Genomic DNA, 17,685 nt, shown 5'->3' with positions numbered 1-17,685 from the left:
CCGATCAAACACCTGCCGCCGTAACCGTCGCAGACTAGCCCTCCAACCCAATGGAGGTGTGACATGGCTAAACGTAAATCCATGGGCGACAATGCCATCAACCGCCCACTGGACCGCGCGCGCGTGGATGACAGCGGCCGTGAACTGACCACCAATCAGGGTGTGCCGGTGGCCGATAACCAGAATTCCCTGAAGGCCGGCCTGCGCGGTCCGACGTTGATGGAAGACTTCATCCTGCGCGAGAAGATCACTCATTTCGACCACGAGCGCATTCCCGAGCGGGTGGTGCATGCGCGTGGCTCGGCGGCACACGGCTATTTCGAAAGCTATGAAGATCTGCGCGCCATCACGCGCGCCGCGCCATTCGGCGCAAAGGGCAAACGCACGCCGGTGTTCGTACGCTTCTCCACGGTGGCCGGCGAACGTGGCTCGGCCGACACCGTGCGCGATGTGCGCGGCTTCGCCACCAAGTTCTATACCGACGAGGGTAACTGGGATCTGGTGGGGAACAACATCCCGGTGTTCTTCATTCAGGATGCGATGAAATTCCCGGACCTGATCCACGCGGTCAAACCGGAGCCGCATAACGGCATGCCGCAAGCGGCCAGCGCGCACGATACCTTCTGGGACTTCGCCTCGCTCAGCCCCGAAACAGCGCACATGCTGCTGTGGCACATGTCCGACCGCGCCATCCCGCGCAGCTACCGCATGATGCAGGGCTTTGGCGTACACACCTTCCGGCTGGTGAATGCCAAGGGCGAATCAGTGTTCTGCAAATTCCACTGGATGCCGCTGGCCGGCACGCATTCGCTGGTGTGGGACGAGGCGGCGCGTCTGGCCGGCGCCGATCCGGATTATCACCGGCGCGACCTGTGGGAAGCCATCGACAGCGGCCAATTCCCCGAATATGAACTGGGCCTGCAGATCTTCAGCGAAGAACAGGCGGCGCAGTTCCCGTTCGATATCCTCGATCCGACCAAGATCGTACCGGAAGAGATGGTGGCGGTGCGCGCGGTCGGCAAGATGGTCCTGGATCGCAATCCGGATAACTTCTTCACCGAGACAGAGCAAGTCGCGTTCTGCGCCGCGCATGTGGTGCCGGGCATCGACTTCACCAACGACCCGCTGCTGCAAGGGCGGCTGCATTCATATATCGACACGCAGATCACGCGGCTGGGCGGTGCCAACTTCCACGAAATCCCCATCAACACCTCGCTGGCGCAGATCCACAACAACCAGCGCGACGGTTTGCATCGGCAGCAGATCAACCGTGGCCGCGTCAGTTATGAGCCTAACTCGCTGGCCGGCGGCTGCCCGTTCCAGGCCGGCGCGCGTGGTTTTGTCAGCGTGCCGGAACAGTCGCAGGGTAGGGAGGTGCGCGGCAAGCCGGAACTGTTTGCAGACCACTACGCGCAGGCACGCTTGTTCTGGATCAGTCAGAGCAACACCGAACAACGCCACATCGTCAACGCCTTCCGCTTTGAACTGACGCGCGTGCAGACGCCGGCCATCCGCGAGCGCGTGCTGGCCCTGTTGCTGAACGTGGATCGGGCGCTGGCTACTGCCGTGGCAGAAGGGCTGGGCATGTCGCTGCCGGCACCGCTGCCTCCCGCCACCGACCGGCCGCCATACGAGTATCCGCCATCGGCCGCGCTGTCGCTGTTCGCGCGGCCCGGCGCCGTTGGCATTCATACCCGCCGTGTGGCGCTGCTGGTGGCGCCTGGCGTGGATGGCACGCAGGTGCGCGCAATGTATGCCTCGCTGCTGGATGATGGTGCTGTGCCGCGCCTGGTGGGCGATCGTATCGGTCCGCTGGCCGCCGGTTCCGGCGCACCATTAGACGTCGAAATCAGCTTCGAGGCCGGACCGTCGGTGCTGTGGGACGGTGTGATCGTGCCGGACAGCGCCACTGCGCAAACCGAATGGCACGGCAACGTAGTGGCGCAGGAATTCGTCAAGCTGCAGTACCGCCACGCCAAGCCGCTGCTGGCCCTGGGCAGCGGCGGCGAGTTGCTGCGCGCCGCCAAAATCCCGCGCAAGCTGCCGCGCGGCGGCATTGCCGATCCAGGCGTGATCGAGGTCGAATCAGCCGATGCGGTGGAAGCGTTGGCGCGCTTCAAAGCGGTACTGGCCCAGCACCGCGTCTATGCCCGCGAAACCGACCCGCCGCGCGTTTAGCTGATCTTCAACTGGGCGATCGCCAGTGGAATGTAGCGGTCGCAAAATGCCTCCATGCTTTGAGTGCCGCTAAAGCGCTCAAACTGCCCATCCAGCGCCAGATGGGCGAAGCCATGCACCATCGACCACGCGGCCAGCATGGACGCCAGCAGTTCAGGGCTGATGTCATTGACGCCAGCCGCTGCGCACACCGCCTGCTGTAACGGCTCGAACGCCGCGATGGCCAGCGTCTTCAGATCGTCGGTGATGCGCAGCTTATCTTTGCGGAACATCAGGTGAAACAGCGCCGGATGATCGAACGCGAACTGGATGTAAGCGCGGCCGAGCACCTGCAGCTTGTCGGCTGGCGTGCGCGTGCCGGCGGCGCGCGCGACCAAGGTCTGCGTTAGCTCCGCAAAGCCCTGCATTGCCACGGCCGTCAGCAAACCCGAAGCGTCGCCGAAGTGATAGGCGGGAGCGGCCGGCGACACGCCTGCGCGCCGCGCCGCTTCGCGCAGGCTGAAGGCTTCGATACCTTGCTCCGTCAGCAGCGCGCGCGCACTGTCGATCAGCGCCAGACGCAGCTCGCCATGATGATATGTTTCGCGCGCCATGCAACGCTCCATTAATTTGACACTGTTTAGATTATACCTGTAGAATCATTTAAACAGTGTTTAAATAGGTGCATATGATGTCTCTTCGCTCGTTGTGGCTAGCCGCCTGCATGGTGTTTTCTCCGCTCGCATTCGCGACCGATTTTGACGCCTTGGACAAATACGTCCAGTCCGAACTTGAACGCGCGCACATGCCCGGCGGCGCGCTGGTGGTGGTGGACAGAACCGGCATCGTTCATCTGCAAGGCTTTGGCGTCAGCGGTCCGTCCGGTGCGCGGCCAGGGCCGGATACCATGTTCCAGATCGGCTCCAACGCCAAGTCGCTCACCGCGCTGGCCATCATGCAGCAGGTGGAGGCGGGAAAATTACAGCTCGATGCGCCGCTGCAGCGCTATCTGCCGTGGTTCCGCGTGGCCGATGCCTCAGCGTCGGCGCAGATCACTCTGCGCCATTTGCTGAACCAGACCAGCGGTCTGCCGCACAGCGAGGGGGAACAGGACTTTGCCGCCACCGATGACGGCGACGGCGTGCTGGAACGGCTCGTGCGCCAGCTGGCCGACGTCAAGCTGGCGTCGCCGCCAGGCCAGCGCTGGGCCTATTCGAACATCAACTTCGTGGTGCTGGGCTGCGTGCTGGAAGCCGTCTCCGGCGAGCGCTATGCCGACTACCTGCAACGTCACGTCTTCACGCCGCTGGGTATGGGGCACAGCGTCGCCAGCGAGCGTTTTCCGCCCGGCGCGGAGGTGGCGACCGGCCATCGTTACTGGTTCGGCCGTCCGGTGGCCGCCGATGGCTTGCCGTTTCCGCCGGTGCTGGCTCCTGCGGGCTATGTCTATTCGTCGGCGCGAGACATGGGCGGCTATCTGCGCGCGCACCTGGGCCGCAGCGCGGTGCTTGGGGTGGCGGGCCTGGACGAATTGCATCGCAAGGGCGCCAACACCGGTCAGCGCTACGGTTACGCCATGGGCTGGGCCACCGACAGCGAGCTCCCGGCCGTGCTGACGCACGAAGGCGGCACACCGGGCTACACCAGTGCCATGGGCATCAATGTGGAACAGGGGTGGGGCTATGCCTTGCTGCTGAACGGCTCGGACATCATGACCGGTGGTCTGGTCACCGACCTTGGCCCGCAGATTGCGAAGTTCATGAGCGGCCAGCAGCCATCCCCGCGTCCGGCCTCGCGCGCGCTGGCGCCGGCGGTGGCGATGCTGTGCGCACTGTTGGCGATACAAGTGATGGTCGCCTTGGTGATGCTGCACTTCCGCCGCTGGCTGGGGCGCGTCGCCTTCGCGGCGGCGGGGATCGCCGGCGTGGCGCTGGCTGGCGGGCTGCTGCTGGTGGTGCCGGCGCGGCAGCAAATCAGTCTGTCCGGCATCCTGCTGTTCGCGCCGGACGCCGGCTGGCTACTGGTCGCGAACGCGGTGCTGGCACTGGCCGGCGCCGCAGCGGCCATCCTTAGTATTCGCGCCGGTCGGGCTTGATTTCTTGCAGGATGGTGGTGGAGATCTCTTCGATCGACTTGGTGGTCGAGGACAGCCAGCGGATGCCTTCGCGCTTCATCATCGCTTCCGCTTCGTTGACCTCGTAGCGGCAGTTTGCTAGCGACGCGTATTTGCTGCCTGCGCGGCGTTCGTTGCGGATCTCGCTCAGGCGCTCGGGCGTGATGGTCAGGCCGAAAATCTTGTTCTTGAACTCGTACAGCGACGACGGCAGCTTGCCGCGCTCGAAATCGTCCGGAATCAGCGGGTAGTTGGCGGCCTTGATCCCGTACTGCATCGCCAGATACAGGCTGGTCGGCGTCTTGCCGGAGCGCGATACGCCAACCAAAATCACATCCGCCGAGGCCAGATTCTTGTGCGACTGGCCGTCATCGTGCGCCAGCGAGAAGTTGATGGCCTCGATGCGGTTCTTGTATTCCTCGCTGTCGACGATGTTGTGCGAACGGCCGATGGTGTGGGTCGACTTCACGCCCAACTCTTGTTCTAGCGGAGCAACAAAAGTCTGGAACATGTCCATATACATGCCCTTGCATTGCCGTATGACATCAGACAGCTCGGTATGCACCAGGGTGGAAAAAATGATCGGACGCTGACCATCAGTCGCAAACGCCTCGTTGATCTTGCGGACCGCGTCATACGCCTTGTCCAGCGTATCGATGAAAGGCAGCCGCACCTGGCGGAAGCGCAGCTCGAACTGGGTCAGCACCGAGTGACCAAAGGTTTCAGCAGTGATACCGGTGCCATCCGAGACGAAAAACACGGTTCGGGCAGAGGCAGGCAGGGTAGATCGTTGTTCTTGTGTCATGTAGAGTGGCTTATCGGTATTGTGAATCGTCAATTCGCGTCGCAGGCTGTAGAATGTGCGCCAACAGGATGCATTGTGCGTCACGACCACCAGAATAATCAAGAACATGGTTGTGCGCCCGCCGGAAAGATTTCTATCATCAAAAAGGTGTTTTTATGTCCAACGTAGCATTGAAGGAGCAAAACAACGAAGCGGTTTACGTTGCCTCGTTTGAAAACTTGCGGATGACGGATGTTGAATCCGTCGGCGGCAAGAACGCCTCGCTCGGCGAGATGATCAGCCAACTGGCAGGCGCCGGCGTGCGCGTGCCAGGCGGCTTCGCGACCACGGCCCAGGCGTTCCGCGACTTCCTGTCGCATAGCGTTGACGGCGGCAAGTCGCTGGCCGATCGCATCGCCGATCGCCTGGCCGATCTGAACATCGACGACGTCCGTTCGCTGGCGCAGGCCGGCGCCGAGATCCGTCAGTGGATCGTCGACACCCCGTTCCAGCCGCGCCTGGAACAAGAGATCCACGAGTACTACGCCAAGCTGGTGGCCGACTCGTCGACCGAAATGTCGTTCGCGGTGCGCTCGTCGGCGACCGCCGAAGACTTGCCGGACGCTTCGTTCGCCGGTCAGCAGGAGACCTTCCTGAACGTGGTCGGCATCGACAACGTGCTGGACGCGATGAAACACGTGTTCGCCTCGCTGTACAACGACCGCGCGATCTCGTACCGCGTGCACAAAGGCTTCACCCACGCCGAAGTCGCGCTGTCGGCTGGCGTGCAGCGCATGGTGCGCTCGGACCTGGGCGCCGCTGGCGTGATGTTCACCATCGATACCGAATCCGGTTTCAAGGATGTGGTATTCATCACCTCCAGCTACGGCCTGGGCGAGACGGTGGTGCAGGGCGCGGTGAATCCGGACGAGTTCTACGTCCACAAACCAATGCTGGAAAAAGGCAAATCGCCTGTGATCCGTCGTAACATCGGTTCGAAACTGATCAAGATGGAATTCACCGCCGAAGCCAAGGCTGGCCGCTCGGTGAAGACGGTTGACGTTCCGGTCGAACTGCGCAACCGTTACTCGCTGACCGACGACGAAGTGGTGGAACTGGCCAAATACGCCGTCATCATCGAGAACCACTACCAGCGTCCAATGGACATCGAGTGGGGCAAAGATGGCCGCGACGGCAAGCTGTACATCCTGCAGGCGCGTCCTGAAACCGTGAAGTCGCAGCAGAAGGCGACCGACGTGCAGCAGCGCTTCAAGCTGAAATCGTCCGGCACCGTGCTGGCCTCGGGCCGCGCGATCGGCCAGAAGATCGGCGCCGGTCCGGTACGCGTGATTCACGATCCGGCCGACATGGAGCGTGTGCAGCCTGGCGACGTGCTGGTGGCCGACATGACCGACCCTAACTGGGAACCGGTGATGAAGCGTGCTTCCGCCATCGTCACCAACCGTGGTGGCCGTACCTGCCACGCCGCGATCATCGCGCGTGAACTGGGCGTGCCTGCGGTGGTGGGTTGCGGCGATGCGACCGAGGTGCTGAAAGACGGCACCTTCGTGACCGTGTCCTGCGCTGAAGGCGATGAAGGCAAGATCTACGACGGCCTGCTGGAAACCGAAGTATCGGAAGTCTCGCGCGGCGAGCTGCCTAAGCTGCCGACCAAGATCATGCTGAACGTGGGTAACCCGCAGCTGGCGTTCGACTTCCAGGCCGTGCCTAACGGCGGCGTGGGTCTGGCGCGCCTGGAGTTCATCATCAATAACAACATTGGTGTGCACCCGAAAGCGATTCTGGAATACCCGAACATCGACGCGGATCTGAAAAAGGCCGTGGAGTCGGTGGCGCGTGGTCACGCTTCGCCGAAAGCCTTCTACGTCGACAAGCTGGCCGAAGGTATCGCCACCATCGCCGCCGCGTTCTGGCCAAAACCAGTAATCGTGCGTCTGTCGGACTTCAAGTCCAACGAGTACAAAAAACTGATCGGCGGTTCGCGCTACGAGCCGGATGAAGAAAACCCGATGCTGGGCTTCCGCGGCGCCGCACGTTACCTGGCCGACGACTTCGCCGGCGCATTCGAAATGGAATGCGCAGCGATGAAACGCGTGCGTAACGACATGGGCCTGACCAACGTCGAGATCATGGTGCCGTTCGTGCGTACCCTGGGCCAGGCCGAGAAGGTTGTGAACCTGCTGGGCAAGAACGGTCTGGTGCGCGGCGAGAACGGCCTGCGCCTGATCATGATGTGCGAAGTGCCATCCAACGCGATTCTGGCCGAGCGCTTCCTGGAGCACTTCGACGGCTTCTCGATCGGTTCCAACGACCTGACCCAGCTGACGCTGGGCCTGGACCGCGATTCCGGCATGGCGCTGCTGGCGGCCGATTTCGACGAGCGCGACGATGCGGTCAAAGCCCTGTTGTCGCAAGCCATCCAGGCTTGCCGCGCCCAAGGCAAGTACATCGGCATCTGCGGTCAGGGCCCATCAGATCACCCTGACTTCGCGGCGTGGCTGATGGAGCAGGGCATCGAATCGATGTCGCTGAATCCTGACTCGGTGATCGACACCTGGCAGAAACTGGCGTCGCTCCAGAAGTAATTGACGCACGCTGAAAATGGTATAGACTGGAGTTATCGAATTTAGTAGCAAAACACTCTATCAATACCATCTGTTCAGCAGTAAAAAAACCCTCGCAGCCCATACCGGGACGCGAGGGTTTTTTCATTTCGAAAGGAGAGCATCATGGCTGATTGGAGTTACTGGCTGGCGGCCGCCGGCGTGACAGTCATACTGGAACTGTTCAGCGGCACCTTCTACTTGTTGATGATCGCGATCGGGCTGACGGCCGGCGCCGTGGCCGCGCTGCTGGGATTCGGCGAGGCGGTACAACTGCTGGTGGCAGCCGTGGTCGGCGTGGCCGCCACGATCGCGCTGCGGCGCAGCCGTTATGGCCAACTGCAGCAGCGCGTGCAGGCCGAGCGCGATCCCAACGTCAACCTTGACATCGGCCAGACCGTGCATGTGCCGGCATGGCAGGATGGGGCGGCGCGCGTGATGTATCGCGGCGCGCTGTGGGATGTGGAACTGGAACCGGGTGCGCCCGCCGTGCCGGGGCCCTACACCATACGCGAGATACGCGGTAGCCGCCTGATCGTGGCGGCTTAAGATCAATCAACGGAGAATTACATGGACATCAGCATAGGCAACGTCACCTTCATTCTGTTTATTCTGGCATTGGTATTCGTTTTTAAAACCATCAACGTGGTGCCGCAGCAGCACGCGTGGGTGGTGGAACGGCTGGGCAAGTATCACGCCACGCTGGGGCCGGGGCTCAACATCGTGATCCCGTTTGTGGATCGCATCGCCTACAAGCATTTGCTGAAGGAGATTCCGCTGGACGTGCCGCCGCAGGTTTGCATCACGCGCGACAACACGCAGCTGCAGGTGGACGGCATCCTGTACTTTCAGGTGACGGATGCGATGCGCGCCTCGTACGGCTCATCCAACTACATCGCCGCGATCACCCAACTGGCGCAGACCACGCTGCGCTCGGTGATTGGCCGCATGGAGCTGGACAAAACGTTTGAAGAGCGTGAACACATCAACACCACCATCGTCAACGCGATCGACGAATCGGCCGCCAACTGGGGCGTGAAAGTGCTGCGCTACGAAATCAAAGACCTGACGCCACCAAAGGAAATCCTGCACGCGATGCAGGCACAGATCACCGCCGAGCGTGAAAAGCGCGCACTGATTGCCGCCTCGGAAGGCCGCAAGCAAGAACAGATCAACATCGCCAACGGCGAGCGCGAAGCGCAGATCGCGCGTTCGGAGGGCGACAAACAGGCCGCCATCAACCGTGCGCAGGGCCAGGCCGGCGCCATCGTCGCGCTGGCCGAAGCGAATGCGTCAGCGCTGCGTCAGGTCGGTGCCGCCATCCGCGAGCCGGGCGGCGACGAAGCGATGAATCTGAAAGTGGCGGAACAGTACGTGAACGCCTTCGGCCAGCTTGCCAAGACCAATAATTCGATTATCATACCGGCCAATCTGGGCGACATGAGTGGTCTGATCGCGACCGCCATGCAAGTCGTCAAACAGCAAAGCAAAATCATCAAGGAGTAGCACATGGGAACCTGGGCCGTAGACGCCTTCGGCAACGACTACGCTCAGGACTGGGCGCAAGATCTGCACGAAACCACCAACCTGGACGCGGTGGAAGACACCCTCAACACCGCGCTCGACACCCCGGGCGAACTGGAAGCGCCGTTCGCGGCCGAAGCGCTGGTAGCGATCGAAGTACTGGCGCGGCTGCAAGGCAAAGGCGGCCCGCAAACCGACGACAGCGCCGCCGTGGACCAATGGGTAGAAGCGCGCAAGCCGCGCTCCAAGCATCGCGCCGACCTGGAAGAAAAAGCCAGCCGCGCGCTGGAGCGCATCCTCGCCGCCGACAGCGAACTGCGCTAACTATGGGAAGAGAGCGAGCACTACAACGACTGGCGCGCCGCCGTCGAAGACCTGCGCACCCGCCTTTCCGCCTAACAATGTCCACTTCGGGGTCAGTTCCAAAAATCGGACATTGAATCGCGCGCGATTCAATGTCCGATTTTTGGAACTGACCCCGAAGTGGGGACACGGGCTCTTCTTTACTTGCGGCGGCGGCGGGCGATGAAGCCCATCAGGCCCAGGCCGGCCAGCAGCATGGCGTAGGTTTCTGGCTCTGGCACGGCGGTGGTCAGGGATACTTTGTCCAGCGAGGTGCCGTAGCTGTCGCTGGTGCCGATTGCTTTGAAGGTCAGCGCTTCGGTGCTGCCGTTGCCGATCAGGGTGTAGGTGACGGTGGTCCAGTTGGCTGCGTTGTTGACGCTGCCTACCACGGTGCCGCCCCACAGCACTTGCAGACCCTGCGATGAGATTGATACACCCGAGCGGTTTTCGTATTCGAAGGTCAGGGTGTAGGTCTTGCCGAGTACGGTGTTGACCGACTGGGTGATCGAGCTGTTGGCGGTGGTGTCCAGTTCGACGAAGTTGACGCCGTCCGCCGCCGTGCCGGCGACGTTGTTGCGCAGTTCGACGCCATAGGTGCCGGCGCTCCAGCCGGTCAGGCTGTTGTAGATGTGCCAGCTATTGGCGGCCTGGGTGTTGGCTTCGAAGCTGCCGTTGTTCAGCAGTTCGACGGTGGTGGCGGCTTGCGCGGCGCCGCTGGCCAGCAGGGTTGCAATGGCGATGGTCTGGAGCAGTTTGATGGCTTTCATGGCTTATCCCGGTATATTGATTGTTGGTAATTTGTATTTCTCTGAAGACATGCAAATCTTATCTTGCCGGGCATGTTCTCAACCAGAGACATTTGTCACTTTCTGATGTGTTGTACCATTCGGGATATGAACCTGAACCAGCAAATCGATCATCTGCAGACTTTTCTACACCAGCATCAGCGCGTGCTGGTGTTGACCGGCGCCGGCCTCAGCACGGCGTCCGGCATTCCCGATTACCGTGACAAGGATGGCGTGCGGCGCGGCCGCAATCCGATCCAGGGGCCGGATTTCCGCAAGTCGGAGGCGGTGCGGCGCCGTTACTGGGCGCGCAGCATGGCCGGCTATCCGACTCTGGCCGGGGCCGCACCCAACGTCGCGCATTACGCGCTGGCGGAGCTGGAAAAGGCCGGCCGCATCGATTGCATCATCACGCAGAACGTCGATGGTCTGCATACCCGCGCCGGCAGCGGCAAGCTGATTGAGCTGCACGGCAATATTCATGGCGTGGTGTGTCTGGATTGCCGCACCGTGCATCCGCGCGCGCAGATCCAGCACTGGCTGGCTGAGATGAATCCCGAGCTGGTGCCAACCGGTCCGGCCGGCGAGGTGGTGCCGGAAGCCCGTCCTGATGGCGATGCGGAGGTGGAGCTGGACGAGTTTCAGCACTTCCAGCTGCCGTACTGTTCAGCCTGCGGCGGCACGCTGCAGCCGGATGTCATTTTCTTTGGCGATAACATTCCGCCGCAACGCACCGCCGAGGCGCTGCAATGGGCGGAGCAGGCCGACGCCGTGCTGGTGGTCGGCTCATCGCTGATGGTGTTCTCGGGCTACCGCTTCGCCAAGCTGGCGGCGCAAGCCAACAAGCCGATCGCGGCCATCAACCTGGGCAAAACCCGGGCGGATGATCTGATCGGCTTGAAAGTCGAGGCGTCGGCGGTGGATGTACTGCCGTTGCTGCTTTAATTCCGCTGCAGCATGGACTTGACGATGGCTTCCTTGGCCAGCACGTAGTCGTGCGCGGCCAGCACGAAGTTGGTGTTCGGCTGGATCACCTTGATGTTGATGAACACCATGTCGCTGGTTTCGGCGTACGAGCCCACCACGATCGCTTGCGCGTTGTGGGTGTTGGCCACTTCGCCGATCTCGCGCGTCAGCATCAGCTCGCCCTGATTGCGTTTCAGGTAGACCGAATTGCGCAGCTTCATCTCCAGCATGCTCAGGCCGCCCTGTGCGAGGCGGGTCGACAGCTGTTCGGACACCAGCCGGCCCAGCGTGGTGGTCTGCTCCAGCGCGTCGATGTTGACCACGGTGGCCATGATCAGCGGCTTGTCGGTGCGCAGCTTGCCGTTCAGCTGCGCCAGCAGGGCGTCGGCGGCCTTGTAGTTGGCGTTGATGAACTGGTTGGAGGAAATGGTGGCGTAGTTGCCTTCTTCGTTCTTGGGCGAGGACGAGCACGCCATCAGCAGCAGCGGGGCTGCCAGCACGGCGGCGCGGGCCAGGGTTTTAATCAGCATTACATGTCTCCGCGTACCTGGAAGGTACGGGTCAGTTGAGGTTCTACCGGCTTGGGATCGATGATGCCGTACAGCTGGCGGTCGGTGTCGGCCACGTAGTAGGCCGAGGTGCTGCGCGCCAGATAGCGGTACTGATCGGACACCGAGACGGTGACGATGATCTCGGTCTTGGGCGTATCGCCCGGCGCGAATTGCGAGTTGAACCATTGGTAGGCATCGATGCCGCCCGCCGCCGCGCCCACGTTGAACAGGGCGCCGGCGTCAACCTCGCTCAGCAGCCAGACGCCGCCGGCCAGGATGGTCTTGTCGCCGTGGTAGCGGTATTGCGGACGGTCGGCGGTGAAGGTCACGGCTTGCACGTCCATCTCCACTTTCAGCGAACCGGCCGGCGAGCGCGACACCACATAGCCATCGTTCACCAGCGAGGTGGTCAGCTGAGCCGCCAGCGCGCGCTGGAACGGGGTCGGGTCCTTGACGTCAGCGATATAGACCGGACGCGGTGGGCTCTTCTTGAGCTCGGTCACCACGCGTTTTTCGATGCTGTCGGAAATCACGCCCCAGTGGTAAGCCGCTTGCAGCTTGGCTTGCTTGGTGGTGGCGAAGTTGGCCGGCAGCGGGGTCGGCGTGTAGCGTGACGCGCAGCCCGCCAGCAGAATGCCGGTTGCCACAGCCAGTGCAGTTTTCAGCGCCATAATTGCCTCGTCGTCAAAATTTCTGTGCGGATCACGGTCGCCATGGCAACCGCGAATGTGAAATCATTCTTCTGCCAGTTTAGCATGGATGTTTCTATTTAGAAATTCGCCGGGCAATAAAAAACCCGGTGCGGGACCGGGTTTGTACAGAGTGCGCAACAGTCGCGCTGTGCGCTTAGCGCTTGTGGGTCTTCATGGCGTTGGCGACTTCGCGCTTGTTGTCGCGATCTTTCTCTGTGGCACGTTTGTCATGCATTTTCTTGCCTTTGGCGAGGCCGATTTCACATTTGACGCGGCCGCCCTTGTAGTGCAGGTTGAGCGGCACCAGCGTATAGCCGGAGCGCGTGACCTTGCCGATCAGTTTGTCGATCTCGTTACGGTGCAGCAGCAGCTTGCGGGTGCGCACCATGTCGGGCGTGATGTGGGTGGAGGCGGTCGGCAGGGCGCTGATGTGGGCGCCAAACAGGAACAGCTCGTCGCCCTTGACGGTGACGTAGGCTTCCTTGATTTGCACGCGGGAGTCGCGGATCGCCTTGACTTCCCAGCCTTCCAGCACGATGCCCGCTTCAAAGCGGTCCTCGATGAAGTAGTCAAAAAAGGCTTTTTTGTTATCGGCTATGGTCATGAGTGGGTATCGGTTAAACTACTGCTGCGCGCCCTCGGACGCGAATAATTCAACATCATAGCAAATGGTTAGACAATGGCAGTAGTACACAAATCAGTTTTACTCGGTTATAGCGCGCAGCAAATGTTCGATCTGGTGGCCGCCATCGAGGACTATCCCAAATTTCTGCCTTGGTGCGGTGGTGTCGAAATCAAGGAGCGCAATGGCGAGACGGTGGTGGCCAGCGTCGGCATCAACTACCATGGCGTGAAACAGAGTTTTACCACGTCCAATGAAAACACGCCGGGCGTGACGATCAAGATGAAGCTGGTGGACGGTCCTTTCAAGTGCCTGGACGGGGTGTGGACCTTCAAGGCGCTGCGCGAGGATGCGTGCAAGATCGATCTGGACTTGCATTACGAGTTTTCCAGCGCGCTGCTGGCCAAGCTGGTGGGGCCGGTATTCGGCATGATCGCCAACAGCATGGTGGATTCGTTCTGCAAGCGGGCGGAAACGGTGTATGGCGGCTGAGACTTTTACCATTGAGGTGTGCTACGCCAGCGACGCGGTGCAGTTCCTGCGCGCCTTGCAGGTGCCGGCCGGCACCACCATCGAGCAGGCGCTGGCGCTGAGCGGCATCGCCCAGGAGGTGCCGGGGCTGGATCTGGCCGCGCTGCAGGTCGGCATCTACGCCAAGAAGAAAGAGCGCGACACGGTGCTGCGTCCGCACGACCGCATCGAACTCTACCGCCCCCTGATCGCCGACCCCAAGAACGCCCGCCGCCGCCGCAAGTCCCCGGCGTCCAGTTGAGATAAATCTCAGCCCAGATGCTTGAGCAGGAATGAGCTGGTGGCGGAATGCTGGAAAAATTCGGTATGCCAGACCTGGTTTTGTTTTCGCTCGACACTGCCGAAGTTAAGCATGTGGTCGGCGTCCGGTGTGGCTTGCGGCAGCAGCACGTTGTCGTAAGGGATAATCAGGTCGTTGGCGCCGGCCATCATGGCGTGGCTGAGCAGGGCGCCGGTGCGTTGCAGCGCCGAGTCACCATAGTCGAAATTGGCGCGGGCGTAGTAGTTGTCGGCGCTGGCCAGCAGCGAGGCGCTGCGGTCGAGGCGGCGGATCAGCGCTGATCCGCTGGCCAGCGCACGCACGCTGGGACGGCCGAAGCCCAGCGATACCACCATTCGCGCCAGCCCGATCACCAGATCCAATCCCATGCCCTTGTTGAACGAGGCCAGCATGGCGGCGACGTTGAGGAACTGTTGTATCTCATCGGCCGAGGCCAGCGGCGAACCCTGGTTGGCCGCCGCCACAAACATCACCTTGCCGACCCGCGCCACGCGCCGCCCCCGCAGACGGGCGATGCGGCCGAACAGCGCGTCATCGCCATCGGCCAGCAGCGCACGCACCAGCAGCCCGCCACGGCTGTGACACAGTATGTCCAGCTCCCAGTTGGCGTCGGTGGGCAGCAACATCAGCAGGTCCAGCGCGTTTTGCTGCGGCGTTTTGGCGATGGTCCAATGGTCATAGCCGAATACGCGGCCCTGATAGCGGTCCAGCAGCGGTTGCAGATCCAGCGCGCCAAACGCGCCTTCGCTTGAACTGAACACGCCGTGCACCAGCAGCAGCACCTTGCGCCCGCGCGTGGCCGCCAGTTCGTCCGGCGTTGCGGCCTGGCCGTAGCCGTGACGCAGCGCCAGCAGCCGCTCCGGCTTGCTGTGCGCCTCGATGCGTTCGATCATGGTTTGCGTCAGCCGCTCCCTGGCGTCCAGCGTCGCCTGCACGATCCAGTCCCACCCTTGCGGCGCCAGCGTTTTCGGTGGGGCCACACCCGGAAACACGAGCTGCACGCAGCCGCTGTCCTTGTGGCGCACGATGTGCAACTGGTTGTCGACGATGTGGGCGGTCGGCAACGGCGGCGTGCCGGCCAACGGCTGCAGACCGGGCGGGGCCGCCAGCAGCGCGCCATCGCCCAGCGCATCCCGCAGTGCGCGCTGCAATTCAGCCTGTTTGTCCAGAGTGAGCGCCATAGCGCCCAGTGTACGCCGCTTGATAGTCCTCCCTTTGCACCGTTGCAAACCGAATTGACGCTGCCGCCATGTATCGAAAAGAAACAGGGGATGTCGCCGGCAGCGCGCTTGCACTATGCTGGTGGCGTACTCTGTGCAAGGAGAGATCGTGAACGATTACCAGCCGATACTCAAACGCGCCGGCCTGCTGATGCTGTTGCTGGCGACGCTGCAGGTGGCTATTGCCGTTTGGAATTTTTTGCAGCATCAAGGGACGTCATTCAACATTGGCCTCACCGCACTGGTGTTTGGCGCGCTGCTGATGTGGGGCCGTCTGGGCGGTGCCGAGTTTGTGCGCTGGTTTGCATGGCTGACCTGGATGGCACCCTTGCTGACGCTGTACCTGATGCTGGCCCAGCCCTCCGGGCTGACGCTGGCCGAGCTGAGGTCCGATGCGGCGGCCTATCTGTGTACGATGACTTTGCTGCTGATCGAGACCGCGATCACTTTATGCGTGGCATTGCAGTTGGGCCAACCGGTGGTGCTGCAGGCGCGGGCTGCGGAAGGCCGCAAGCAGCGCAGGATATGGATCCCGCAAGCACTGGGCGTGGCTGGCGTGCTGGCGGGTGCGTTGTTCTCCACGCTGATGCTGGGCGGAGCGGATGCCCGTCATGCCGAGGCGCTGGCCGCCAGTCAGTTCGGTCCACAGTATCACTACCGCATCAACTCGCTGCACGTGATGAAAAGCCCGTCCGGCACGCAGGTGAACGCCACGGTCATGGCGTGGAACGATCAGTCGCTGCGTGCCTACAACGTCAATTGGCGCGAGTAGCGGCGGCGGTTGGCACCCTTGCCGTGACGCCGGCCATCGCCTCCGGATTGCCCAGACGCTGGTATAGCAGCACCAGCTCGCGCGCGCTGTCGATCACGTCCGGATGATCGGGGCCGTAGGCGGGCAGCAGCACCTCCAGCGCTTGCGCCTGTAGCGAGGCGGCGCGTTCGTTGTCGGCGCGGGCGCGGTACAGCATCGCCAGATCGCTCTTGACGGGCGCGAGCTCCAGCGCGTCGGCCTGGGCCTGGGTGTAGTTGAGCAGCGCCTGCTGGTACAGCGGCTCGGCCAGATCGTAGCGGCGCTGATGGTGATACAGCTCGGCGACGCGCACGCGCATCGCGGCCAGCTGCTTCTCCGACGCTTCCGCCGTGCTGCGCGCACGGTCGGCGACGGCGCTCAATTGCTCCATCTGGCTGGCGCTGGTTGCCGCTTCGCGCTCGCGCAGCGCTTTTTGCAGCGCGGCCGCATAGTTGTTGCTGGTCTGTTCCAGCGACTTCAGTTCCTGCTCGCCGCGCGTGATGGCGCCGCGCACGTCGCCGTTGCTGAACAGCTTGCGCATTTCGGCTTCCACGTCTTTCTGGCGGCCGCCCATGGCGCGCAGCGAATCCGGCGCGGCTTTGACGGCGATTGCCTTGGCACGCTGCGACAGTGCCGCGCCCTCGCTGTAACGCAGCTGGCCGTAGTAGATCACGGCCAGATCGTCCAGCCGCTCGACCAGCGCCGCCGCCTCCTTGCCGTGCGCCTGTTCGCCGTTTTTCAAATTGCGCAGCGCCAGCGGCTCCGCCTGCGCGTACTGCTGCTGACGATAGTAGTACTCGATCATCTTGCGATAGACCGGCGCGGCCTGCGCATCGGCCGGATCGCCATGCGCGGCCCATGCCGCCATCAGCCGCGCGCCATCCTGCGCCAGCGCGGTGTCGTCGCGCCGGCCGATGTCGGCGCGCACCAGATCGGCCAGCACGCCGATGGTGCGCGCGTCGTCGGCACCGACAGCTTTTTCTGAAATCGCCAGCGCGGTGCGCAGCAGTGGCACGGTCAGCGCGCAAGTGGACATGCCCATTTGTTGCGCGTGCTGCTGCAGCGTCGCCGCCAGTTCCGCAGTCGCGGGCGCGGCGCGCCACAGATCGTTGGCCTGGCCGGCCAGTTCGGCTGCGTAGGTTGCTTCGCGCGTGGCCGCCTTGCGCACGGACTGCACATGCAGCACTTCGGCGGCGGCCAGCGGGTCTTTGGTGCGCGCCAGCGCCAGATCTTGTTCCAGTTGCTCCCAGCTTCTGCTGACGGTTGCGCCGCAAGCTGGCTGCGTTGGCGACAGCGCATGGGCGAAAGAGGAGGCGGCCATCAGCATGGCCATGCTCAGGGTATGTTTGATCATTCGAGCGTCCACACGTATTGCATCATCGCCTGCGACTGTACCGGCTTGCCGTTGATGCTGCCGGGGATGAAGCGGCAGGCGCTCAACCCTTTCATCGCCGCTTCGTCCAGCGCCGGGTCGCCGGTGCTTTGCAGGACTTCCTGCTTCAGCAGACGGCCATCCGGCGCGATGGTGAAGCGCAGCGTGACTTTGCCGGTGTGGCCATTGCGCAGCGAGGCGCGCGGCCATTCCGGCTTGTTGCAATTGTCCAGCAGCGCTTCAGCCTTTTGCTGCGGACGGGCGAATTTGGGCGTGTAGGGAATGTCGTCCTGCGCAAAGACGACGAGAGACTGCAAACAAAGCGCAAC

Annotated in this window: 19 protein-coding genes; 10 read left to right on the top strand and 9 right to left on the bottom strand. The window is 62.5% G+C overall.

What is annotated here, in order from left to right:
* Window positions 1–63 precede the first annotated feature (63 nt).
* Window positions 64–2,178 (top strand): catalase, encoded by a 2,115-nt coding sequence (locus GJ699_RS08405; protein WP_154374982.1) that lies wholly within the window; start codon window positions 64–66, stop codon window positions 2,176–2,178.
* On the opposite strand, the gene GJ699_RS08400 is transcribed toward GJ699_RS08405, so the two are convergent.
* Entirely contained in the window at window positions 2,175–2,771 is a 597-nt protein-coding gene (locus GJ699_RS08400) for a TetR/AcrR family transcriptional regulator (protein ID WP_195763498.1), read from the bottom strand. The genes GJ699_RS08405 and GJ699_RS08400 overlap by 4 nt on opposite strands.
* Window positions 2,772–2,923: 152 nt before the next feature.
* On the opposite strand from GJ699_RS08400, the gene GJ699_RS08395 reads away from it, so the two are divergent.
* Window positions 2,924–4,252 carry a serine hydrolase domain-containing protein gene (locus GJ699_RS08395; RefSeq protein ID WP_195763497.1) on the top strand — a complete coding sequence of 443 codons (1,329 nt, stop codon included), beginning with the start codon at window positions 2,924–2,926 and terminating at the stop codon, window positions 4,250–4,252.
* Here GJ699_RS08395 and ppsR read toward each other — a convergent pair.
* Window positions 4,227–5,075 carry a posphoenolpyruvate synthetase regulatory kinase/phosphorylase PpsR gene (gene ppsR, locus GJ699_RS08390; RefSeq protein ID WP_154375138.1) on the bottom strand — a complete coding sequence of 283 codons (849 nt, stop codon included), beginning with the start codon at window positions 5,073–5,075 and terminating at the stop codon, window positions 4,227–4,229. The genes GJ699_RS08395 and ppsR overlap by 26 nt on opposite strands.
* A gap of 224 nt (window positions 5,076–5,299) precedes the next feature.
* Here ppsR and ppsA point away from each other — a divergent pair, with 224 nt between their 5' ends.
* From ppsA to GJ699_RS08370, 4 genes are all read left to right on the top strand, one after another.
* Window positions 5,300–7,660 carry a phosphoenolpyruvate synthase gene (ppsA, locus tag GJ699_RS08385; protein ID WP_229262018.1) on the top strand — a complete coding sequence of 787 codons (2,361 nt, stop codon included), beginning with the start codon at window positions 5,300–5,302 and terminating at the stop codon, window positions 7,658–7,660.
* 144 nt (window positions 7,661–7,804) lie between these two features.
* The gene (locus GJ699_RS08380; protein ID WP_154374974.1) at window positions 7,805–8,227 is read left to right on the top strand and encodes an NfeD family protein; all 423 of its coding nucleotides are present in this window, start codon (window positions 7,805–7,807) and stop codon (window positions 8,225–8,227) included.
* A 21-nt stretch (window positions 8,228–8,248) separates the two neighbouring features.
* Complete coding sequence (locus GJ699_RS08375; protein ID WP_154374972.1) at window positions 8,249–9,184, top strand: SPFH domain-containing protein; 936 nt, start codon at window positions 8,249–8,251, stop codon at window positions 9,182–9,184.
* Between the two features lie 3 nt (window positions 9,185–9,187).
* Window positions 9,188–9,526: a DUF4259 domain-containing protein gene (locus tag GJ699_RS08370; protein ID WP_229261997.1), complete on the top strand. Its 339-nt coding sequence runs from the start codon at window positions 9,188–9,190 to the stop codon at window positions 9,524–9,526.
* Window positions 9,527–9,705: 179 nt separating this feature from the next.
* On the opposite strand, the gene GJ699_RS08365 is transcribed toward GJ699_RS08370, so the two are convergent.
* On the bottom strand, window positions 9,706–10,314 hold the full coding sequence (locus tag GJ699_RS08365; RefSeq protein WP_154374970.1) for a PEP-CTERM sorting domain-containing protein: 609 nt from the start codon (window positions 10,312–10,314) through the stop codon (window positions 9,706–9,708).
* 126 nt (window positions 10,315–10,440) lie between these two features.
* On the opposite strand from GJ699_RS08365, the gene GJ699_RS08360 reads away from it, so the two are divergent.
* Window positions 10,441–11,277, top strand: a complete 837-nt coding sequence (locus GJ699_RS08360) for an NAD-dependent protein deacetylase (protein WP_154374968.1) — start codon at window positions 10,441–10,443, stop codon at window positions 11,275–11,277.
* Here GJ699_RS08360 and GJ699_RS08355 read toward each other — a convergent pair.
* The 3 genes from GJ699_RS08355 to smpB form a co-directional block, all read right to left on the bottom strand.
* Window positions 11,274–11,828, bottom strand: coding sequence for a FlgO family outer membrane protein (locus GJ699_RS08355; RefSeq protein WP_154374966.1), 555 nt, complete (start codon window positions 11,826–11,828; stop codon window positions 11,274–11,276). The genes GJ699_RS08360 and GJ699_RS08355 overlap by 4 nt on opposite strands.
* Window positions 11,828–12,520 carry a hypothetical protein gene (locus GJ699_RS08350; protein WP_154374964.1) on the bottom strand — a complete coding sequence of 231 codons (693 nt, stop codon included), beginning with the start codon at window positions 12,518–12,520 and terminating at the stop codon, window positions 11,828–11,830. The genes GJ699_RS08355 and GJ699_RS08350 overlap by 1 nt, the downstream gene beginning before the upstream one ends.
* Window positions 12,521–12,695: 175 nt before the next feature.
* Window positions 12,696–13,145, bottom strand: a complete 450-nt coding sequence (gene smpB, locus GJ699_RS08345) for an SsrA-binding protein SmpB (RefSeq protein ID WP_154374962.1) — start codon at window positions 13,143–13,145, stop codon at window positions 12,696–12,698.
* Window positions 13,146–13,220: 75 nt separating this feature from the next.
* Here smpB and GJ699_RS08340 point away from each other — a divergent pair, with 75 nt between their 5' ends.
* Window positions 13,221–13,655 (top strand): type II toxin-antitoxin system RatA family toxin, encoded by a 435-nt coding sequence (locus GJ699_RS08340; protein WP_154374960.1) that lies wholly within the window; start codon window positions 13,221–13,223, stop codon window positions 13,653–13,655.
* The gene (locus GJ699_RS08335; protein ID WP_154374958.1) at window positions 13,645–13,935 is read left to right on the top strand and encodes an RnfH family protein; all 291 of its coding nucleotides are present in this window, start codon (window positions 13,645–13,647) and stop codon (window positions 13,933–13,935) included. The genes GJ699_RS08340 and GJ699_RS08335 overlap by 11 nt, the downstream gene beginning before the upstream one ends.
* A gap of 8 nt (window positions 13,936–13,943) precedes the next feature.
* Here GJ699_RS08335 and GJ699_RS08330 read toward each other — a convergent pair whose 3' ends face one another.
* The gene (locus tag GJ699_RS08330; protein WP_154374956.1) at window positions 13,944–15,155 is read right to left on the bottom strand and encodes a DUF7379 domain-containing protein; all 1,212 of its coding nucleotides are present in this window, start codon (window positions 15,153–15,155) and stop codon (window positions 13,944–13,946) included.
* Window positions 15,156–15,303: 148 nt separating this feature from the next.
* Here GJ699_RS08330 and GJ699_RS08325 point away from each other — a divergent pair, with 148 nt between their 5' ends.
* Complete coding sequence (locus tag GJ699_RS08325) at window positions 15,304–15,966, top strand: hypothetical protein (protein ID WP_154374954.1); 663 nt, start codon at window positions 15,304–15,306, stop codon at window positions 15,964–15,966.
* Here GJ699_RS08325 and GJ699_RS08320 read toward each other — a convergent pair.
* On the bottom strand, window positions 15,950–17,338 hold the full coding sequence (locus GJ699_RS08320) for a tetratricopeptide repeat protein (protein WP_154374952.1): 1,389 nt from the start codon (window positions 17,336–17,338) through the stop codon (window positions 15,950–15,952). The two genes, GJ699_RS08325 and GJ699_RS08320, sit on opposite strands and share 17 nt — an antisense overlap.
* The gene (locus GJ699_RS08315) at window positions 17,335–17,673 is read right to left on the bottom strand and encodes an energy transducer TonB (protein ID WP_229261996.1); all 339 of its coding nucleotides are present in this window, start codon (window positions 17,671–17,673) and stop codon (window positions 17,335–17,337) included. Before GJ699_RS08315 ends, GJ699_RS08320 begins: the two co-directional genes overlap by 4 nt.
* Window positions 17,674–17,685 lie beyond the last annotated feature (12 nt).

It is taken from the genome of Duganella guangzhouensis (genome assembly GCF_009674535.1).
GTDB classification, from domain to species: Bacteria; Pseudomonadota; Gammaproteobacteria; order Burkholderiales; family Burkholderiaceae_D; genus Rugamonas; species Rugamonas guangzhouensis.
The sequence above is the reverse complement of the archived record's forward strand: the minus strand, read 5'-3'. Positions and strand labels throughout refer to the sequence as shown.

Excerpts from the sequence above, each read along its gene's own strand:
- GJ699_RS08405 (WP_154374982.1), top strand. The coding sequence starts at position 64 with ATGGCTAAACGTAAATCCATGGGCGACAATGCCATCAACCGCCCACTG.
- GJ699_RS08400 (WP_195763498.1), bottom strand. The coding sequence starts at position 2,771 with ATGGCGCGCGAAACATATCATCATGGCGAGCTGCGTCTGGCGCTGATC.
- ppsR (WP_154375138.1), bottom strand. The coding sequence starts at position 5,075 with ATGACACAAGAACAACGATCTACCCTGCCTGCCTCTGCCCGAACCGTG.
- ppsA (WP_229262018.1), top strand. The coding sequence starts at position 5,300 with ATGACGGATGTTGAATCCGTCGGCGGCAAGAACGCCTCGCTCGGCGAG.
- GJ699_RS08380 (WP_154374974.1), top strand. The coding sequence starts at position 7,805 with ATGGCTGATTGGAGTTACTGGCTGGCGGCCGCCGGCGTGACAGTCATA.
- GJ699_RS08375 (WP_154374972.1), top strand. The coding sequence starts at position 8,249 with ATGGACATCAGCATAGGCAACGTCACCTTCATTCTGTTTATTCTGGCA.
- GJ699_RS08370 (WP_229261997.1), top strand. The coding sequence starts at position 9,188 with ATGGGAACCTGGGCCGTAGACGCCTTCGGCAACGACTACGCTCAGGAC.
- GJ699_RS08365 (WP_154374970.1), bottom strand. The coding sequence starts at position 10,314 with ATGAAAGCCATCAAACTGCTCCAGACCATCGCCATTGCAACCCTGCTG.
- GJ699_RS08360 (WP_154374968.1), top strand. The coding sequence starts at position 10,441 with ATGAACCTGAACCAGCAAATCGATCATCTGCAGACTTTTCTACACCAG.
- GJ699_RS08355 (WP_154374966.1), bottom strand. The coding sequence starts at position 11,828 with ATGCTGATTAAAACCCTGGCCCGCGCCGCCGTGCTGGCAGCCCCGCTG.
- GJ699_RS08350 (WP_154374964.1), bottom strand. The coding sequence starts at position 12,520 with ATGGCGCTGAAAACTGCACTGGCTGTGGCAACCGGCATTCTGCTGGCG.
- smpB (WP_154374962.1), bottom strand. The coding sequence starts at position 13,145 with ATGACCATAGCCGATAACAAAAAAGCCTTTTTTGACTACTTCATCGAG.
- GJ699_RS08340 (WP_154374960.1), top strand. The coding sequence starts at position 13,221 with ATGGCAGTAGTACACAAATCAGTTTTACTCGGTTATAGCGCGCAGCAA.
- GJ699_RS08335 (WP_154374958.1), top strand. The coding sequence starts at position 13,645 with ATGGCGGCTGAGACTTTTACCATTGAGGTGTGCTACGCCAGCGACGCG.
- GJ699_RS08330 (WP_154374956.1), bottom strand. The coding sequence starts at position 15,155 with ATGGCGCTCACTCTGGACAAACAGGCTGAATTGCAGCGCGCACTGCGG.
- GJ699_RS08320 (WP_154374952.1), bottom strand. The coding sequence starts at position 17,338 with ATGATCAAACATACCCTGAGCATGGCCATGCTGATGGCCGCCTCCTCT.